The sequence below is a fragment of the Neorhizobium sp. T25_13 genome, assembly GCF_002968675.1.
Lineage (GTDB): Bacteria > Pseudomonadota > Alphaproteobacteria > Rhizobiales > Rhizobiaceae > Neorhizobium > Neorhizobium tomejilense.
This window is the reverse complement of record NZ_PVBI01000002.1, coordinates 472502-486545: the sequence shown is the minus strand read 5'-3', so window position 1 is coordinate 486545 and position 14044 is coordinate 472502. Positions and strand designations below refer to the sequence as shown.

The following is a 14044-nucleotide window of genomic DNA, read 5'->3' as shown; positions in this document are numbered from 1 at the left end:
CGCCGCTGTCAAGACGGCCCGTCAACGATACGTTGCCTCAGACTGCTTAACCGCAACGTCGCGATATCCCATCCGTCGCAGAAAAGATCCGACCACGTCTTTGGATGAAATATTCTTGGGCCCAATCGTCACCGAGACAATAGGGTTGTCATCTTTGTCTAGAGCGGCAGTTCTGAATGGCACAAGCCTATCTACAGCAGGCCGAAAATCCACATCAGGTTGATCAAGTTCGTGCATAACAGGAGTGACTAGTCGAAATTCCCCCTCCTCTCGGAAGGCTGGGTTCTTCATTTCGAACATGGGGGAGGTCATTAGGAGCATCTTCAGGAAGACCCCGCGGCTACCTTCTCTATGCTCTTTAGATCTCTTTTCATATTCTTCGTCCGTCTCAATAAGATTTTGTAAGACAGGGCGGAGATATCCTTTCTCGACAGCTGGCACGATGTCATCGAACATCGGACGAAGCATTTCCGTCTGCCGCCGCAAATCATATTCGACCTTCCGCAGGCGAAATATGGGCATCCCCTCAGAGTCGACTTTTTCACCGGTCTTCCTGAGAACGTCTTTGTCGAAACCGATGCAAAACCCGCGAGCATCATTAGCGTATCCACGCCATTGACTGAGCATGTCTTCGTGTTTCGAAAGGCAAAACCCTAAGCCATCCATATTGTTGACGAATATATCTATGTAGCTGGAGACCTCGTCACGTCTGAAGCGGACTGCGGGAGTCAGATCACACAGATCTCCGATGACTTTTCGAAGCCACTTGCCTTCCATCGTATCATTGGAAAGCACCAACGAGGATAAGCGAATAGTCCCGTGACGAACGATCGACTCGAAGGCTTCAGTCGAGCAGTAGTGGTAAAGTACGTCACGCATGGCTGTTCCCCGAAACAGATCTATCAGGGTTAGATGAAACCGAACGCGCGAATGTTGCAATCCATGTCGCATGGATTTGCGGTCACCTACCAGAAATGCCCGGAAATCAAGGGGAGCCGCTCGCAACAAGAATGAGACGTGGAAGGGCCGAAGTGCAGCGATCCTGCACGTTCAACGCATTGATATCACTAGTGAAATGGGGTGGAGGCCTCGCCGAGAATCGAACTCGGGTGCAAGGATTTGCAGTCCTCTGCGTCACCACTCCGCCACGAGGCCGTCCGAACGCATAAAGAGCGAGTGGTGTCGGGCGTTTAGAACGAATCGAATAACGGCGCAAGCGGGTTTGGCCCGTTTGTCATTTTTTTCCTGCACGAGGCCACAGTCGGCAGGTCGATAGCTGCATTCCCGCCTCAAGCCGGCGTTCGCAGCGCCTCGGGATGAGTGCTGGAATGGCATCAAAGCCGGTTTCATAAAAAATTCACCAAACCTCGGGAACCAAATCCATTCGGATGAGTTTTCTACGCCGCAATGCAAGGTGTAGACATGACGAGTGACGTAACTGAAGCAGATGATGCCGTGTGGAGTTCCCCGGTCAGAGTACGCGTTGGATACGGTTTCCCAGAAATGGTCCACGGGCCGAAAGAAGCCCTGGAGTACCTCAACTGGCGCTGGCCGGTGCGCGAAGGTACCTATTACATCAAGGCCCTGAAGGAATGTGCAGCCTGCCTGCAGCGCAAGCTCCCCCTGGAAAAGGTGCGGGAAACATTCATTCTCGCCAGTATCGAAGCGAAGATGCTGAACTGACCTCGATCTAACCCTGCCGATCGCACGGCGGCGCTTACGCTGGCCAGTAGAAGTCGGAACGATAGTCAGCCGGAATGTCGGTCAATCTGGCGATGGCTTCGGCCACGAATCCGATCTGCATGGCCAGATAACGGATTTCGCGCGGCACCGGTATGCCGGTCATTGTTTCGCGATTGCGCCAGGTCTCGTACCCGGTCGACCTGATCCTCCGCTCGGCCTCGCGAAGCACGTCGTCGCGGCTCGGCATCTCGCCCTCGGACAGATCGGCAAGCTTCGCCACGCAGGCCGCAAGCCCGCCTTCGATCACTCTCAGACCCATGTTCACCCTCGTCTTCAATCCCGGAACCAATCCTAGTGATTCGGGGAGAGATGCGCCAGAGTCTCTGCGGCAACACTAAAGTAGCGATGGCCCAGCGGCTGTGCTAAAATGATCTCGTTGCCGGGTGGAGGAGCACCGGGCGGCGAAGATGCGGTAGGAGGAGACCGTAATGCAGTATCTGGAATTCATCACCACGCTCAATCCGGTGGTCCTGGCGATCCTCGCGGTCGTGCTGGCCTGCGGGGCGTACGATTATTGGGCACAGTCTCGATAACGGCCCGATAGCACCCGCCGGACTGCGCGGCCTTTTGATTTTCCGCGAGACGCCGGACGTTCACGTTTCCGGCAGGTTATGGCTCGCGCCTTTGCGAGGACACCGTTTGTTGATATCCATGCCGCTCAATTGAAGCGGAATGGAGAAACGAAGAGTGAGCGCAAGCATCGAGTTCGACGATACCTCATCCTCGCTGAGCGGCACGCTGCGGCAGCTTATCGACGGCATCACGGGTCAGTCGGTGACGCTGCGCCAACTGATGGACGCGGTCGGCGAACAGGGCCTGCTGCTCATCTGTGCCGTCGCCTCCCTGCCCTTCCTCCTCCCCGTGTCGATCCCCGGCGTCAGCACCGTGTTCGGCGCTGCGATCATCCTGATCAGCCTGGCGATCACCGCCAACCGGCTGCCGTGGCTGCCGAAGAAAATCCTCGACCGCGAACTCGATACGACGAAACTGCTGCCGGCGCTAGAAAAAGGCGTCAGCATCGTCTCGCGCCTCGACCGGTTCCTGAAGCCGCGCATCTCCGGATTGACCACCGGGCGGCTCGTCAACCGGGTGAACGGCCTGGCGATCGCGGCCGGCGGCGTGCTTCTGATGTTTCCGCTGGGTCTGGTGCCATTCTCCAATACGCTGCCGGCGATCGCAATCCTGCTTCTGTCGACCGGCATGATCCAGCGCGACGGGCTGATCGTGCTCGGCGGTTACCTCTTCAACGTCGTGACGGTGATCTATTTCGCCGTGCTTGCTTACCTGGCGTTCAGCGCCGGCCAGGGTATCGCGTCAATGTTCGCCTGATCGGGCAGCCTTATCGCTGCTCGGCCTTGCGGCCTCGCCGCCTTGCCCACCAGAGCGCGATACGGCGGCGCTGGCGCCGCACGAAGGGCAGATCGTGCGAAAGCACCAGGAAACCCAGCGGCAGCATCCAGAAGCCAAGGATCGGCAGGAAGCCGAGCATGCCGCAGAAAATCAGGACGAGACCGACGATGACCCGGCCGATCCGCGATCGCGGCATGGGAATCTGTACGCTTCCGAGCGCCAGCTTGCCGCTTTGCGGGTCCATTCCAAATCGCGTCGGCTTCCGTTCGCCTGCCACTCTCGATTATCCTCACCGGTTAGAGGCCAAACTTTGCCCGGGAAATGGGGCTTTACCGGGGATAAAACAACCAAGTTCGTTTTTTTTGCAAAAACCGCTTGGCAAAACGACAAAGCATTTGTATTACCCGCCGCACACGCCGCGACCCTTCGCGGATGATCCCTGGTAGCTCAGCGGTAGAGCATTCGACTGTTAATCGACAGGTCGCCGGTTCGAATCCGGCCCGGGGAGCCATTTTCAGAATTAAGTGCCTGTTATCGATATATTTTTCGATAATGGGCACTTTCTTCCCCACTTTCCTCCCTTCCCACTTTTGAAGTCTGCAAAGCTGGTTCGACTCCTGTGGATAAGCGGAAGTTGCTACCGAGGTCTTGTACGCGGGTATACCTGGCTTGCGAAACTCGACGCGTTGAAGCCCGAAAGCAGATGAAAGCGACCGACTAGGCACAGGCGCTAGGCCGGATCACGCAGCCTTACGCCAGGACCATTGCCGTTCGAATCGATGAAGATAATTCCGGCAGCCTCTAGGGCGGACCGGCGCGACGCCCTCTCCCTTGCCCGGGAGAGGGCTTTTTAATGAGATAGGCGAACCGGCCCGAAGTGAGTTTTGACAAAGAGGAACGATCAAGCTCCGATTTGGTTTAACTCACATTCTTTGCGGTATGGAGGCCACCATGTGGGCAATCCTGATCGGTGCCGCCCTAATAATCGGCGGACTTCTTCTTCTCTTTTCGTCTGCACTTGGTCGAAGACCGAGTGATCCGCATCGAATGCCGCAAGGCGGCGGCACGCTTGAGCCACGGCGCCAGGGCCTCAGGTACCTGGGAATATCGAAAAACTGGCCAGGCCTAGCCATAATCGCGGCAGGCGCACTTCTGTTGGCTCTGGGTGGTTATTCGTGACGCTCGACACGCTTGGCCGCGCCAAAACGCTGAATAGCTTTCCAATAACGCCTCACCAGCGCCACCACCACCACAGAGGAGACATCGGCAACCTTGCCGACGGCATATCTGTGTTTTCGTTGGAAAAAGGTGTTGCATGGCAGAAGACCAAACTCCCGGCCTACTCGACGGGCTGATGTCGCCCCAGCAGATTTCCGAACGTATCAAGGCATCGGCCGGCGTCACGCTTGCCCCGCGCACAATATGGGAGAAGGCTCGCCGCATAGGCGTTGTGAAGAAGATCGGCAGATCCATGCTGATCCATGTCGACGATATCCCGAAGCTGCTGGAGCCGGAGACCAAGCCCGGCTGGTGGCCGCGGCCCCGGGGAGCCATTTTTCAACAAAAGCGCGCTTTTTGGCGCGCTTTTGTCGTTTCAGGCGCCATTGAACCAGACTTTCACCCTGTCGCCGCCGCGAGCCTTGTTGAGCCCACGCGACGACACGGCAAGTTGCCGGGCGCTGTTCCGGGACCGGGTTCTCCGCCGAGCTATTTCAGGCCGAACAATTCCACCGCGTTGTCGCGGAAGATCGCGGAGCGCTCGGCCGGCGTCAGAGGCACCTTGAAGGCAAAACGCGGATCGTCGAAATCCCAGTGCGGATAGTCGGTCGAGAACATCAGCCGGTCGGTGCCGATCCAGCGGAGGATATCGAGGAGATGCCGGTTGTTCTCGGGCTCCTCGATCGGCTGGGTCGTGTACCAGAAATTCTCGCGCACATAATCGGACGGCTTGCGCTTCACATGCGGGACCTCGTCGCGCATGCGCTTCCATTCCCGGTCGAGCCGCCAGACGAGCGACGGCAGCCAAGAGAACCCGCCTTCGACGAGCACGATCTTCAGCTTCGGGAATTGTTCGAACACGCCTTCGAGGATCATGCTGGAGAGCACGGTCTGGAGGCTGTTGGAGGCTGCGTAGTGCTCCTCCAGGTAAAACGAGCTCCAGCCGGACGGCGTATTCGGGCGGTAGCCGAAGGCGCTGGTGTGCAGCCCGATCGGCAGGCCGTAATGCTCGGCCGCCTCGTAGATAGGCCAATAGCGGCGGCGGCCGCAAGGCTCCAGCGTGCGCGGCGGCATGGCGATCTGCACGAAGCGGCGGTCGGTGACCCGCCGGTCGATCTCGGCAACCGATTCTCTGGCGTCTTCCTGGGGCACGCAGATGGAAGCCTTCAGGCGCGGTTCCGGCCCGGCGAACTTGTCGATCTGCCAGTCGTTGAGGGCAGCGCAAAGTGCGGCGCCGAGTTCCTGATTGAAGGCGACGCTGCCGGCCGCGAGCGGCTGCAGGATGCCGTAGTCGATATTGCACTCTTCGAGCAACTGTTGCCGCAGGAATGCCAGATCGGAGGCTGGCGGGCCGCCGTTCGGCGGCCAGGAATCGCGGCGCATACCGTTGCCCGGCGTCATGCGCGGATAGGGCAGCGTGCCGAGCAAGGGGTTTGCCGTGCGCACCGCGAAATCCCGCACATGCGTTTTCCAGCGTTCGGGCAGGTAGTCGAGCAACTGGTCCGGCCGGGAGAAAGCCGGATGCACGTCGCAATCCACCACGCCCTGCATCTGGGATTTTTCGGAGCTACGTTCGAGTACCGGGGTTTCCATGGATCAGCCTCCAAATCTCGGATAGGTGGCGAGAACGTTGTCGCGAAGGATCTTGTTCACCTTGGCTTCCGGCAGGCCCTCGGGCAGCACGTCCAGCCCCTCGAAATGCCAATGGGGATAGTCCGAGGAGAACAGCAGCATATCATCGCTGAGCAAATGGTCGAGCGTCCTGGCGACGTCCTCGACATCGTCAGGGCCATCGAAGGGCTGCGAGGTCATGCGGATATGCCTGCGGATGATGTCGGCCGGTGCGTCCTTGACCCATGGCACCTCGATGCGGGTGCCGCGCCAGTCCTTGCTCATGCGCCACATCAGCGCCGGCATCCAGGTGACGCCGGACTCGATCATCACGGCCTTCAGCTTGGGATATTTGACGAAGACGCCCTCGGAAATCAGGCTCGCGACCTGGGTTGCGAAGCCTTGCGGCTGCACCACATGGTCCTCGATCAGGAAGGAATGGAAGCCGCTATGGCTCGGCGCGTGGCGGAAATTCGATCCCGCATGAATGCCGATCGGCAGGCCGTGTTTCTCGGCCACCTCGTAAATCGGCCAGTACGTGCGGCGGCCGAGCGGCAGCTCGGTCATCGCAAGCGTCAGGACCTGCACGAAACGCTTGTCGTCGGCCCGGCGCTCGATCTCCTCGACCGCTGCCTCGACATTCTGGAACGGCACCAGCATCGATGCCCGGAGCCGGCTGTCGCGGCTAAGCCACTTGTCGGCGAGCCAGTCGTTGGTGGCGCGGCATATGGCGGCTGCGAGGTAAGGATCGAACAGGGCGTGGGCGCCTGAAACCACATTGAGGATGGCGCCTCCGAGATCCAACGGGTCGAGCAGGTTCTTCTGCATCTGCGCGAGCGGATCGCCGCTCCATGTCCAGTCCGGCCGCATATAAGGACGCGTGCGCTCCGGATACCCCATCAGTTCCAGCACGTCGACTTCGCGTGACGTCACCATCTCCTGCCAGTAGTCATCGAGATAGGGAAGCAGGTCGGCGCGACGCGGTGTCGGCGGGTGGACGTCGCAATCGATCGCCCCGGCGGTGTCGAATCTAGCCATCTTCTTATGCGTCTCGCTCATCGTTGACATCTGTGCTGCTTTCATGTGTGCGGCCTCACGCCGCCTGCGTCCCCATCTTTTCCTCGAGTCCCAGCCTTTCCTCGCGGATGAAATCCGCCGCCTTTTCCGCGATCATCACGGTCGGGGCCTGGGTATTGCCGGAGACGATGGTCGGCATGATCGAGGCGTCGACGACGCGCAGCCCCGCGATGCCGTGGACCCGCAGCCGATCGTCGACCACCGCCATGCCGTCGCGGCCCATCTTGCAGGTGCCGACGGGATGGAAGGTCGTATTGAGGGTTTGGCGCGCGTAGTCGAGCATTTCGTCTTGCGACTGCACGGCTGCGGTCGGCGCTATTTCCTCCGGCTCGAAAGGGGCCATGGCGGGGCTCGCGGCGATCCTCCGGACCGCCTCGATCGACCGCATCAGGATTTCACGGTCGGCCTCCTCCTTCAGGAAATTGTGCAGGATGCGCGGCTGGGCGGAAGGATCCCTGCCCCCAACATGGCAATAGCCGCGGCTTTCCGGTCGCAGGATGCAGGCAGACGAGGTGATGCCGGGGAACGGATGCATGGCGCCGCCGAAACTCGGCGAGGTGGCGCCGGAGACGTGGATCTGGATTTCCGGCGCCGGCGCATCCGGCGTGGTCTTGAGGAAGGCACCCAATAGCGTCGGCGAACCGCCAAGCGGCCCGCGTTTGGTCGCAAGATACTGCATGCCGAGCAGCATCCGGCCGAACCGCGTGCCGGCGCGGGTATTCAGCGTGTGGGTATTGCGAAGACGGTGCTGTACCCTGACGTGCCAGTGGTCCTGCAGGTTTTCGCCGACACCCGGCAAGGCGTGAAGCACCTCTATTCCCGCTGATGCGAGCACGTCCGGAGCACCAATGCCGGAGCGTTCGAGGATGGCCGGCGAGCTATAGGCTCCTGCCGACAGAATGACTTCCCGCCCCGCTTTCGCCTCGTGATTCCTGCCATGGAGGCTGAACACGACGCCGCTCGCTCGGCTGCCCTCCAGGGTGATCCTGTCGACAAGAGCGCCGGTGATGACGGTCAGGTTGCGGCGGTTGCGGACAGGTTCCAGAAATGCGCGGGCGGTGGAATGGCGCACGCCTTTCTTGATAGTCGCGACAAAGAAGGCCACGCCTTCGTTGTCGCCGGAATTGTAGTCGTCGGCAGCGGGAAGACCCTGCTCGATCGCCGCCTGGCGATAGGCTTCCAGGGCCTCCCAGCGCACATTGGGATCGGAAACCGCCCATTCGCCCTCGGTGCCGTGCGCCTCGGAACCGGCCCGGTGGAACGTTTCGGAGCGCTTGAAATAGGGCAGCACGCTTTCCCAGGACCAGCCGCGATTGCCGAGTTGCGCCCATTGATTGTAGTCATAGGCATGGCCGCGCACATAGATGAGGCCATTGATCGCGGAACTGCCCCCGAGCATTTTTCCGCGCGGCAGGGCGAGCTGACGGCCGTTGAGGTAGGGTTCGGGCTCGCCCTTGTAGAGCCAGTCATATTGGGGCCTGCCGATGAGATGGGCGAGACCGAGCGGCATGTCGACGTAGAAGCCGCGCGCCTCGCCGCCACCCTCGATCATCAGCACCTCGACCGTCGGGTCCGCAGACAGCCGGTTGGCCAGGACGCAGCCTGCCGTGCCACCGCCCACGATGACGTAATCGTAGATACGGGAATGCTCGAACGCACCCATGGTCTCTCCTCCACTTTCCGCAACAGGCAGCCGCGCGCCTCGCGATCACGGCGCCAAAACGGGCACCGGAAGAGCAAAGGACACAACGACCGCACAATCACAGCCTCCCGTATAATCATGGCATACGAGCCGGTTGGAAGGAAGTCGTGTTGCGGCAAAACCGAATACAAAAGTATACATCGATATCCTCCTGTTGTAGGTTTCCCCTACGGCAGGTTGTCGCAATTCGGGAGGAGGAAGCCGAATCGCGGGCGTGATGTATGCATCACCAGTCTTGTCGGCATGAGTTTGTTTCATCAGTTTGTTTCATTGGGGAGGAGCCCAGAGATGAGCAAGACGAAGGACGGCGTGCCGTCGACCATCCATGACAGCAGGATCAACCGGAGAATGCTTCTGGCGTCCGGCGCAGCGCTCGGAGGCGCGATACTGCTGCCCGGGCAGATGTTCGCCCAGACGCCGCAGGCCAAACCGGGCGGCACCTTGCGCATCGCCATGCCGTTCAACCCGGCCGCACTCGACCCGATGACCGGACGCAACGTGCCGGACTTCAACGCGCTTTATGCGCTGTTCGACGCGCTGATCGCCTTCGATCCGGCGACGCTCGAGCTCAAGCCGATGCTGGCCAAGGACTGGACCTTCACCGATCCGACGACGCTGGTGCTCAACCTCGTCGACGGCGTGAAATTCCATGACGGCACGCCTTTCAACGCCGAGGCCGTGAAGTTCAATCTCGACCGTTTCATCAACGATCCGCGCTCCAACGTGAAATCGGACCTGGTTTCGGTCGCGTCGGCGGCGGTCACCGGCCCGAGCCAGGTGACGCTCAAGCTGAAGCAGCCGAACTATTCGCTGCCGACAATCCTGACCGGCCGCGTCGGCTGCATCGTCTCGCCCGCTTCCATCAAGGCGGCCGCCGACGGCAATGTCGATCGCAATCCCGTCGGCACCGGACCGTTCAAGTTCGCCGAGTGGCGCGACAACGACTTGATCCGCGTCGAGAAAAACCCCAACTACTGGCAGCCGGGCCTGCCCTATCTCGACGGCATCAACTTCCGGATCATCAACGAGCTCAACACCGCCGCCCGCACGGTGACCGCCGGCGAAACCGATCTCGCGCTCAACATGGCCGCGCAACAGATCGCGACCGCCCGCCGGGTGCAGGACCTGACGGCCGAAGCCAATCCTTCGATGATCTTCTTCACCCTGATGATGAATTTCGCCAAGCCGCCGCTCAACGACATCCGGGTCCGGCAGGCGATGAACTACGCCATCAATCGCGACGAACTTAACCAGGTCCTGATGCTCAGCCTCGGCGAGCCGACCTCCACCATGTTCCCCAAGGATTTCTGGGCGGTGGATGGCGACACGTCGCATTTCTACAAGCATGATCCCAACAAGGCGCGCAGCCTGCTGGCGGAGGCCGGGTATCCGAAGGGCCTGGAAGTCGAAACCTGGAGCTGGCCGGACCAGACATCGATGCAGCGCATGGAGCTGGTCGGCAACCAGCTCGAACAGGTCGGCATCCGCCTCAAGGTCACCCCCTCGCCCCCTCAGGTGGTCAACCAGCGCTTCTACATCGAGGGCCAGGGCGCGATGATCCTCAACCCGCAGGGCGGCTGGCTCGACCCGAGCCAGACCTACGAGCGGCTGTTCGGGGCGACCGGCCAGTTCAACGCAGGCAAGGTCGAAGATCCGCAGTTCCGCAAGCTGCTCACCGCGACAGGCACGTCGCCCGATGCCGGCGAACGCAAGAAGGCATTTGCCGCGCTCCAGCGCTTCGTCGTGGAGCAGGCCCTGCACCTGCCGCTGGTGACCTCGGCCGCCATGTCGATCCGCAACAAGAAGGTCAAGGACTTCCGGTACGACCGGCTGCACTCGCCGCGCTTCCATCGCGTCTGGCTCGACCAGACGGCGTGATGCGCAGCCAAGATGCGATAGACGCGACGAAACAGCCCGACCGCGAGGCCAGGCTGTTTCGCATCTAGATTGCTCCGTTGTCACTCACCTTTCCCAAGCTTTACAGCTTTGTAAGCTACTTAAGCGGTGGGAGTTCGGCACAGGCGAGACGGCGATACATCGACGCCATTTGCTCTGGCGCTATTCGTGCTCCGGAATCTAGCCACCAGATAAGCAGGGCCATAAAGCTTCCGGTGTAGAACGCGACGATCATCGGCTGAGGAATAAAGCTCTCCTCTGCAGAGACATCCGAGGTATGAACCTGCTCTCGAATGAGGTCTCCAAATATTTGATCTATTCGGGCCAGAGCAATTGTTCTTCCTCGTCCGCGCCGGAGGGCTTTGTAGGAGCCGTAGTGATTGCGGGCATGCTGGAAAATCGGTTCGACAAAGTCGAAGGGGATGTTTGAGCCACTTGGACGTTGCCTTTCGATTTCGTTGAGCAGGTGCTCGAACACGCTTCGTTTGAGATCATCTTTGCCGGTGAAATGCAGGTAAAAGGTCGAGCGCGCGACGTTCGCCTCTGTGCAGATGTCATTGACTGTCACATTTTCGTAGCCCCTGGAGTGAATGAGGCTTTTCAGCGCGTGTTGAAGGGTGGTGCGGGTACGGTTGATCCGCCGGTCCCGAATTGGAGCCTGCATGTGTCCTCCACTGGTCATTCGCAGCCAAGTGTCCAAAAAACTTCATTCTGCGCATTCTGTTCGTTGATCCCATCCTGGACAACGTGTCACCGAATATTACGCCCGCTCCCGATAGCCAGCAAGCAGGAGGGGTTATCGCTCACGCCCACTCAAAGGATTCAGATGCTCTTCAGTCCGCATGTTCGAAAGGCAGCCCTGGTTCTTCACGTCTACCTCGGTAGGTTCAATAGGCTCCGTCGCCACCTTTTTGGCTTTGGCGGGAACAGGGCTGGTGACGTCAGAAACGGAGTTGTTCTCAGGTGTTTATCCATCGATGGACTTGATCACCTTGGTCGTTATCGTCCCCCTTCTTAGCTCGGCGCTGCTGCTTGGCATCATTCAAGCACTCTTCACCCCGTGGCGACTACTCGATCATTGGTGGGTGCTCGCCAAGCTGGTAGTCTCCATAGCTATTCTAGCGGTTCCCCTTGCACAGCTGCCAGGGATTGGCAGACTGGCCGATGCCAGTGTTGCGAGACTCCCTTTCCCCCCAGAACTGGGGCGAATTCAGCTTTCGGTCGTAGTCCATTCTGCGGCAGGGTTGATCGTGCTTCTCATTCCTCTCCTGCTTTCCATTTACAAGCCGTGGGGACTGACGGCTTTTGGAAGGCGCAAAGCCGAACGAAGACATCGTCGATGACGTCGACAAGACAAGATCTCAAGGACCTGCCGGATATGACCCGGATTGAACAGGATCTGCTCTAAAATCGGGAATTACCGGCGCTTGATGGTCGGATCGAGGAGCACGCGGATCGATTCGCCGAGCGTGTTGAAGGCGAGCGCCGTGAACAGGATGGCGAAACCCGGCGCATACATCTGCTCGGGCGCCACCTCGACATAGTGGTAGGCGCGCGCCAGCATGCCACCCCAGCTCGATTCAGGCGGCTGGACGCCGAGCGACAGGAAGCTCAATCCGGCCTCCGCCAGAAGCGCCACGGCCAGCATCAAGGTCACCTCGACGATGACAGGCTGGATCGCATTGGGCAGAATATGGCGCAGGATCAGGTGCAGGCGCGATGCGCCGAAACCGGTCGCTGCCTCCACATAAAGCGCGTTCTTCACCACCAGCGTCTGCGCCCGCATCGTCCGGGCAAGCACCGGCGCAAACGCGAAGCCGACGGCGATCATCGCATTGGTGAGACCGATGCCGAGCGCGCCTGTCACGGCGACGGCCAGCACGAGCGGCGGAAAGGCAAGGACCCCGTCGATGATGCGGCTGCCGACCTGGTCGTTCCAGCCGCCGACAAAACCGATGAACACGCCGAGCGGCACGCCGATCGCCACGCCGATGCCGACGGCGAGGCTCGCGGCGTAGAGCGCGTTGTAGGAACCGTATATCAGCCGGCTCAGCGTATCGCGGCCAAGGTCGTCGGTGCCGAGCCAGTGCGCGCCGCTCGGCGGCGCCAGAAGGTCCATCAGGTTCTGCTTGTTCGGCGCATAGGGCGCGATCACTGGCGCGAAGATCGCCGCCAGAACCAGGACGGAGAGGTAGGCAAGGCTGATCAGCGCCCGCTTATCGGCCCACAGCCAGGCCCAGAAGCGGAAGCGGACGGGAGGCGGAAGGGTCGCCCTGGCAACCGGTGCGGCAGCGGTTTGGGTGATCGCGGTCATGTTCGTATCGGTCATGTGGAGGCTGCCACTCTGGGATCGAAAGTCGCGTTGAGTACGTCGACCAGGAGATTGGTGAGGATCACCACCAGTACCAGCACGAGCGCTACACCCTGCACCACCGGGAAATCCTTGTTGAGCGCCGAATAGCTGATCAGGTTGCCGACGCCGGGGATGGCGAAGACCGCCTCGATGATGACGGCGCTGGAAAAAAGCCGGTTCACCTGCAGGCCGGCAATCGTCAGCATCGTCGCCGCCACGTTGCGCAGCCCGTGCTTCCATAGGATGGCGCCGGAACCGAGCCCCTTGGCGCGCAGCGTGCGGATATATTGCGAGCCCAGCACTTCAAGCAGCGCGCTGCGCACCTGCCTCGCCAGAACCGCGACCACGCCGGTGGAGAGCGCGATCGCCGGAAGGGTTGCGTAATAGAGCGACTCCAGCGGTTTTTCGAAGACGGACACAGCGCCAGTCGCCGGGAACCAGCGGTAACCGAGCGAGAACAGCGTCACCAGAATGATACCGAGCCAGAAATTGGGCACCGCGACACCGAGCGAGGCGACGCTGGTGATAATCTTGTCGAGCGTGGTGCCCTGGCGCGTCGCGGCAAGAATACCGAGGGGAATGCCGAGTGCGGCGCCGAGAACCAGCGCATATAGCACCAGCAGGACCGTGTGCGGCAGGCGCGAAAGGATCAAGCGCAGAACGGATTCGTTCGAGAACAGCGAATGGCCGAGATCGCCTTGCAGGGCATTTCCCAGCCAGAAGAAATATTGCACCAGCATCGGACGGTCGAATCCGTAGATCTGGCGGATTTCCGCGATCCGTTCCGCCGTCGCATAGTCGCCCGCGATCATCATGGCCGGGTCGCCAGGCATCATGTAGACGAGGGAAAACACCACGAAGGTGGCCACAATCATCACGGGCACCAGCTGCATAAGCCTTTGCGCAACCATCCCGGGGACGCCGTACATCATCGATACTCCGTCAATCCGCAATTGACGCCGGCCAATTCAGGGGCCGGCGCGGGAACACCGGACGCGCAGAATACTGCCTTCCGATGCGGGGGCGGCACGGGCGAAACCGCAGCGCTCCGGTTCCGAGCGATCCCCGATGCGACGGTCGCATCGGGGATCGCA

General features: G+C 60.5%; 15 protein-coding genes and 2 tRNA genes. 7 read left to right on the top strand and 10 right to left on the bottom strand.

The features are described 5' to 3' along the window. Positions 1-21 precede the first annotated feature (21 nt). Positions 22-879 carry a DUF2971 domain-containing protein gene (locus tag C5J22_RS05890; RefSeq protein WP_172746533.1) on the bottom strand — a complete coding sequence of 286 codons (858 nt, stop codon included), beginning with the start codon at positions 877-879 and terminating at the stop codon, positions 22-24. Between the two features lie 202 nt (positions 880-1081). After that, positions 1082-1155 (bottom strand) — tRNA-Cys (locus tag C5J22_RS05885). A 267-nt stretch (positions 1156-1422) separates the two neighbouring features. Between C5J22_RS05885 and C5J22_RS05880 the strand changes: the two genes are divergently transcribed. Next, positions 1423-1683, top strand: a complete 261-nt coding sequence (locus tag C5J22_RS05880) for a DUF982 domain-containing protein (protein WP_172746532.1) — start codon at positions 1423-1425, stop codon at positions 1681-1683. A gap of 34 nt (positions 1684-1717) precedes the next feature. On the opposite strand, the gene C5J22_RS05875 is transcribed toward C5J22_RS05880, so the two are convergent. Continuing rightward, positions 1718-2002, bottom strand: coding sequence for a hypothetical protein (locus C5J22_RS05875; protein WP_105437500.1), 285 nt, complete (start codon positions 2000-2002; stop codon positions 1718-1720). A gap of 428 nt (positions 2003-2430) precedes the next feature. On the opposite strand from C5J22_RS05875, the gene C5J22_RS05870 reads away from it, so the two are divergent. Beyond that, positions 2431-3072 carry an exopolysaccharide biosynthesis protein gene (locus C5J22_RS05870; protein ID WP_245440301.1) on the top strand — a complete coding sequence of 214 codons (642 nt, stop codon included), beginning with the start codon at positions 2431-2433 and terminating at the stop codon, positions 3070-3072. A 10-nt stretch (positions 3073-3082) separates the two neighbouring features. Here the strand turns inward: C5J22_RS05870 and C5J22_RS05865 are convergent, their stop codons facing one another. Next, positions 3083-3337: a hypothetical protein gene (locus tag C5J22_RS05865; RefSeq protein ID WP_245282820.1), complete on the bottom strand. Its 255-nt coding sequence runs from the start codon at positions 3335-3337 to the stop codon at positions 3083-3085. A gap of 192 nt (positions 3338-3529) precedes the next feature. Here C5J22_RS05865 and C5J22_RS05860 point away from each other — a divergent pair. The 3 genes from C5J22_RS05860 to C5J22_RS31030 all read left to right on the top strand — a co-directional run bounded on the left by C5J22_RS05860 (position 3530) and on the right by C5J22_RS31030 (position 4448). Continuing rightward, positions 3530-3604, top strand: a tRNA-Asn gene (locus C5J22_RS05860). 440 nt (positions 3605-4044) lie between these two features. Next, positions 4045-4272: a hypothetical protein gene (locus tag C5J22_RS31590; RefSeq protein WP_105401167.1), complete on the top strand. Its 228-nt coding sequence runs from the start codon at positions 4045-4047 to the stop codon at positions 4270-4272. Then, positions 4269-4448, top strand: coding sequence for a hypothetical protein (locus tag C5J22_RS31030; RefSeq protein ID WP_172746531.1), 180 nt, complete (start codon positions 4269-4271; stop codon positions 4446-4448). Before C5J22_RS31590 ends, C5J22_RS31030 begins: the two co-directional genes overlap by 4 nt. A 352-nt stretch (positions 4449-4800) precedes the next feature. Here the strand turns inward: C5J22_RS31030 and C5J22_RS05845 are convergent, their stop codons facing one another. Genes C5J22_RS05845 through C5J22_RS05835 form a run of 3 tightly spaced genes read right to left on the bottom strand, consistent with a single transcriptional unit; the run spans position 4801 to position 8662 of the window. Then, positions 4801-5904: an amidohydrolase family protein gene (locus C5J22_RS05845; protein ID WP_105437498.1), complete on the bottom strand. Its 1104-nt coding sequence runs from the start codon at positions 5902-5904 to the stop codon at positions 4801-4803. A 3-nt stretch (positions 5905-5907) separates the two neighbouring features. Then, a complete protein-coding gene (locus C5J22_RS05840) occupies positions 5908-6981 on the bottom strand; it encodes an amidohydrolase family protein (RefSeq protein WP_105437661.1) in 1074 nt (357 codons plus the stop codon). Positions 6982-7015: 34 nt separating this feature from the next. Then, positions 7016-8662, bottom strand: coding sequence for a GMC family oxidoreductase (locus tag C5J22_RS05835; protein WP_105437497.1), 1647 nt, complete (start codon positions 8660-8662; stop codon positions 7016-7018). A gap of 327 nt (positions 8663-8989) precedes the next feature. Here C5J22_RS05835 and C5J22_RS05830 point away from each other — a divergent pair, with 327 nt between their 5' ends. Then, positions 8990-10579 (top strand): ABC transporter substrate-binding protein, encoded by a 1590-nt coding sequence (locus C5J22_RS05830; protein ID WP_105437496.1) that lies wholly within the window; start codon positions 8990-8992, stop codon positions 10577-10579. A gap of 115 nt (positions 10580-10694) precedes the next feature. Here the strand turns inward: C5J22_RS05830 and C5J22_RS05825 are convergent, their stop codons facing one another. Further along, entirely contained in the window at positions 10695-11261 is a 567-nt protein-coding gene (locus C5J22_RS05825) for a TetR/AcrR family transcriptional regulator (protein WP_172745772.1), read from the bottom strand. A 178-nt stretch (positions 11262-11439) separates the two neighbouring features. Between C5J22_RS05825 and C5J22_RS05820 the strand changes: the two genes are divergently transcribed. After that, positions 11440-11940, top strand: coding sequence for a hypothetical protein (locus tag C5J22_RS05820; RefSeq protein ID WP_105437494.1), 501 nt, complete (start codon positions 11440-11442; stop codon positions 11938-11940). Positions 11941-12014: 74 nt separating this feature from the next. On the opposite strand, the gene C5J22_RS05815 is transcribed toward C5J22_RS05820, so the two are convergent. Next, the gene (locus C5J22_RS05815) at positions 12015-12926 is read right to left on the bottom strand and encodes an ABC transporter permease (RefSeq protein ID WP_105437493.1); all 912 of its coding nucleotides are present in this window, start codon (positions 12924-12926) and stop codon (positions 12015-12017) included. Then, a complete protein-coding gene (locus C5J22_RS05810) occupies positions 12923-13843 on the bottom strand; it encodes an ABC transporter permease (protein WP_371412563.1) in 921 nt (306 codons plus the stop codon). The genes C5J22_RS05815 and C5J22_RS05810 overlap by 4 nt, the downstream gene beginning before the upstream one ends. Positions 13844-14044: the final 201 nt, after the last annotated feature.

Bases quoted from the DNA above. Each gene is read 5' to 3' on its own strand.
- C5J22_RS05890 (WP_172746533.1), bottom strand. From the start codon at position 879: ATGCGTGACGTACTTTACCACTACTGCTCGACTGAAGCCTTCGAGTCG.
- C5J22_RS05880 (WP_172746532.1), top strand. From the start codon at position 1,423: ATGACGAGTGACGTAACTGAAGCAGATGATGCCGTGTGGAGTTCCCCG.
- C5J22_RS05875 (WP_105437500.1), bottom strand. From the start codon at position 2,002: ATGGGTCTGAGAGTGATCGAAGGCGGGCTTGCGGCCTGCGTGGCGAAG.
- C5J22_RS05865 (WP_245282820.1), bottom strand. From the start codon at position 3,337: ATGGACCCGCAAAGCGGCAAGCTGGCGCTCGGAAGCGTACAGATTCCC.
- C5J22_RS31590 (WP_105401167.1), top strand. From the start codon at position 4,045: ATGTGGGCAATCCTGATCGGTGCCGCCCTAATAATCGGCGGACTTCTT.
- C5J22_RS05845 (WP_105437498.1), bottom strand. From the start codon at position 5,904: ATGGAAACCCCGGTACTCGAACGTAGCTCCGAAAAATCCCAGATGCAG.
- C5J22_RS05840 (WP_105437661.1), bottom strand. From the start codon at position 6,981: ATGAGCGAGACGCATAAGAAGATGGCTAGATTCGACACCGCCGGGGCG.
- C5J22_RS05835 (WP_105437497.1), bottom strand. From the start codon at position 8,662: ATGGGTGCGTTCGAGCATTCCCGTATCTACGATTACGTCATCGTGGGC.
- C5J22_RS05830 (WP_105437496.1), top strand. From the start codon at position 8,990: ATGAGCAAGACGAAGGACGGCGTGCCGTCGACCATCCATGACAGCAGG.
- C5J22_RS05825 (WP_172745772.1), bottom strand. From the start codon at position 11,261: ATGCAGGCTCCAATTCGGGACCGGCGGATCAACCGTACCCGCACCACC.
- C5J22_RS05820 (WP_105437494.1), top strand. From the start codon at position 11,440: ATGTTCGAAAGGCAGCCCTGGTTCTTCACGTCTACCTCGGTAGGTTCA.
- C5J22_RS05815 (WP_105437493.1), bottom strand. From the start codon at position 12,926: ATGACCGATACGAACATGACCGCGATCACCCAAACCGCTGCCGCACCG.
- C5J22_RS05810 (WP_371412563.1), bottom strand. From the start codon at position 13,843: ATGCAGCTGGTGCCCGTGATGATTGTGGCCACCTTCGTGGTGTTTTCC.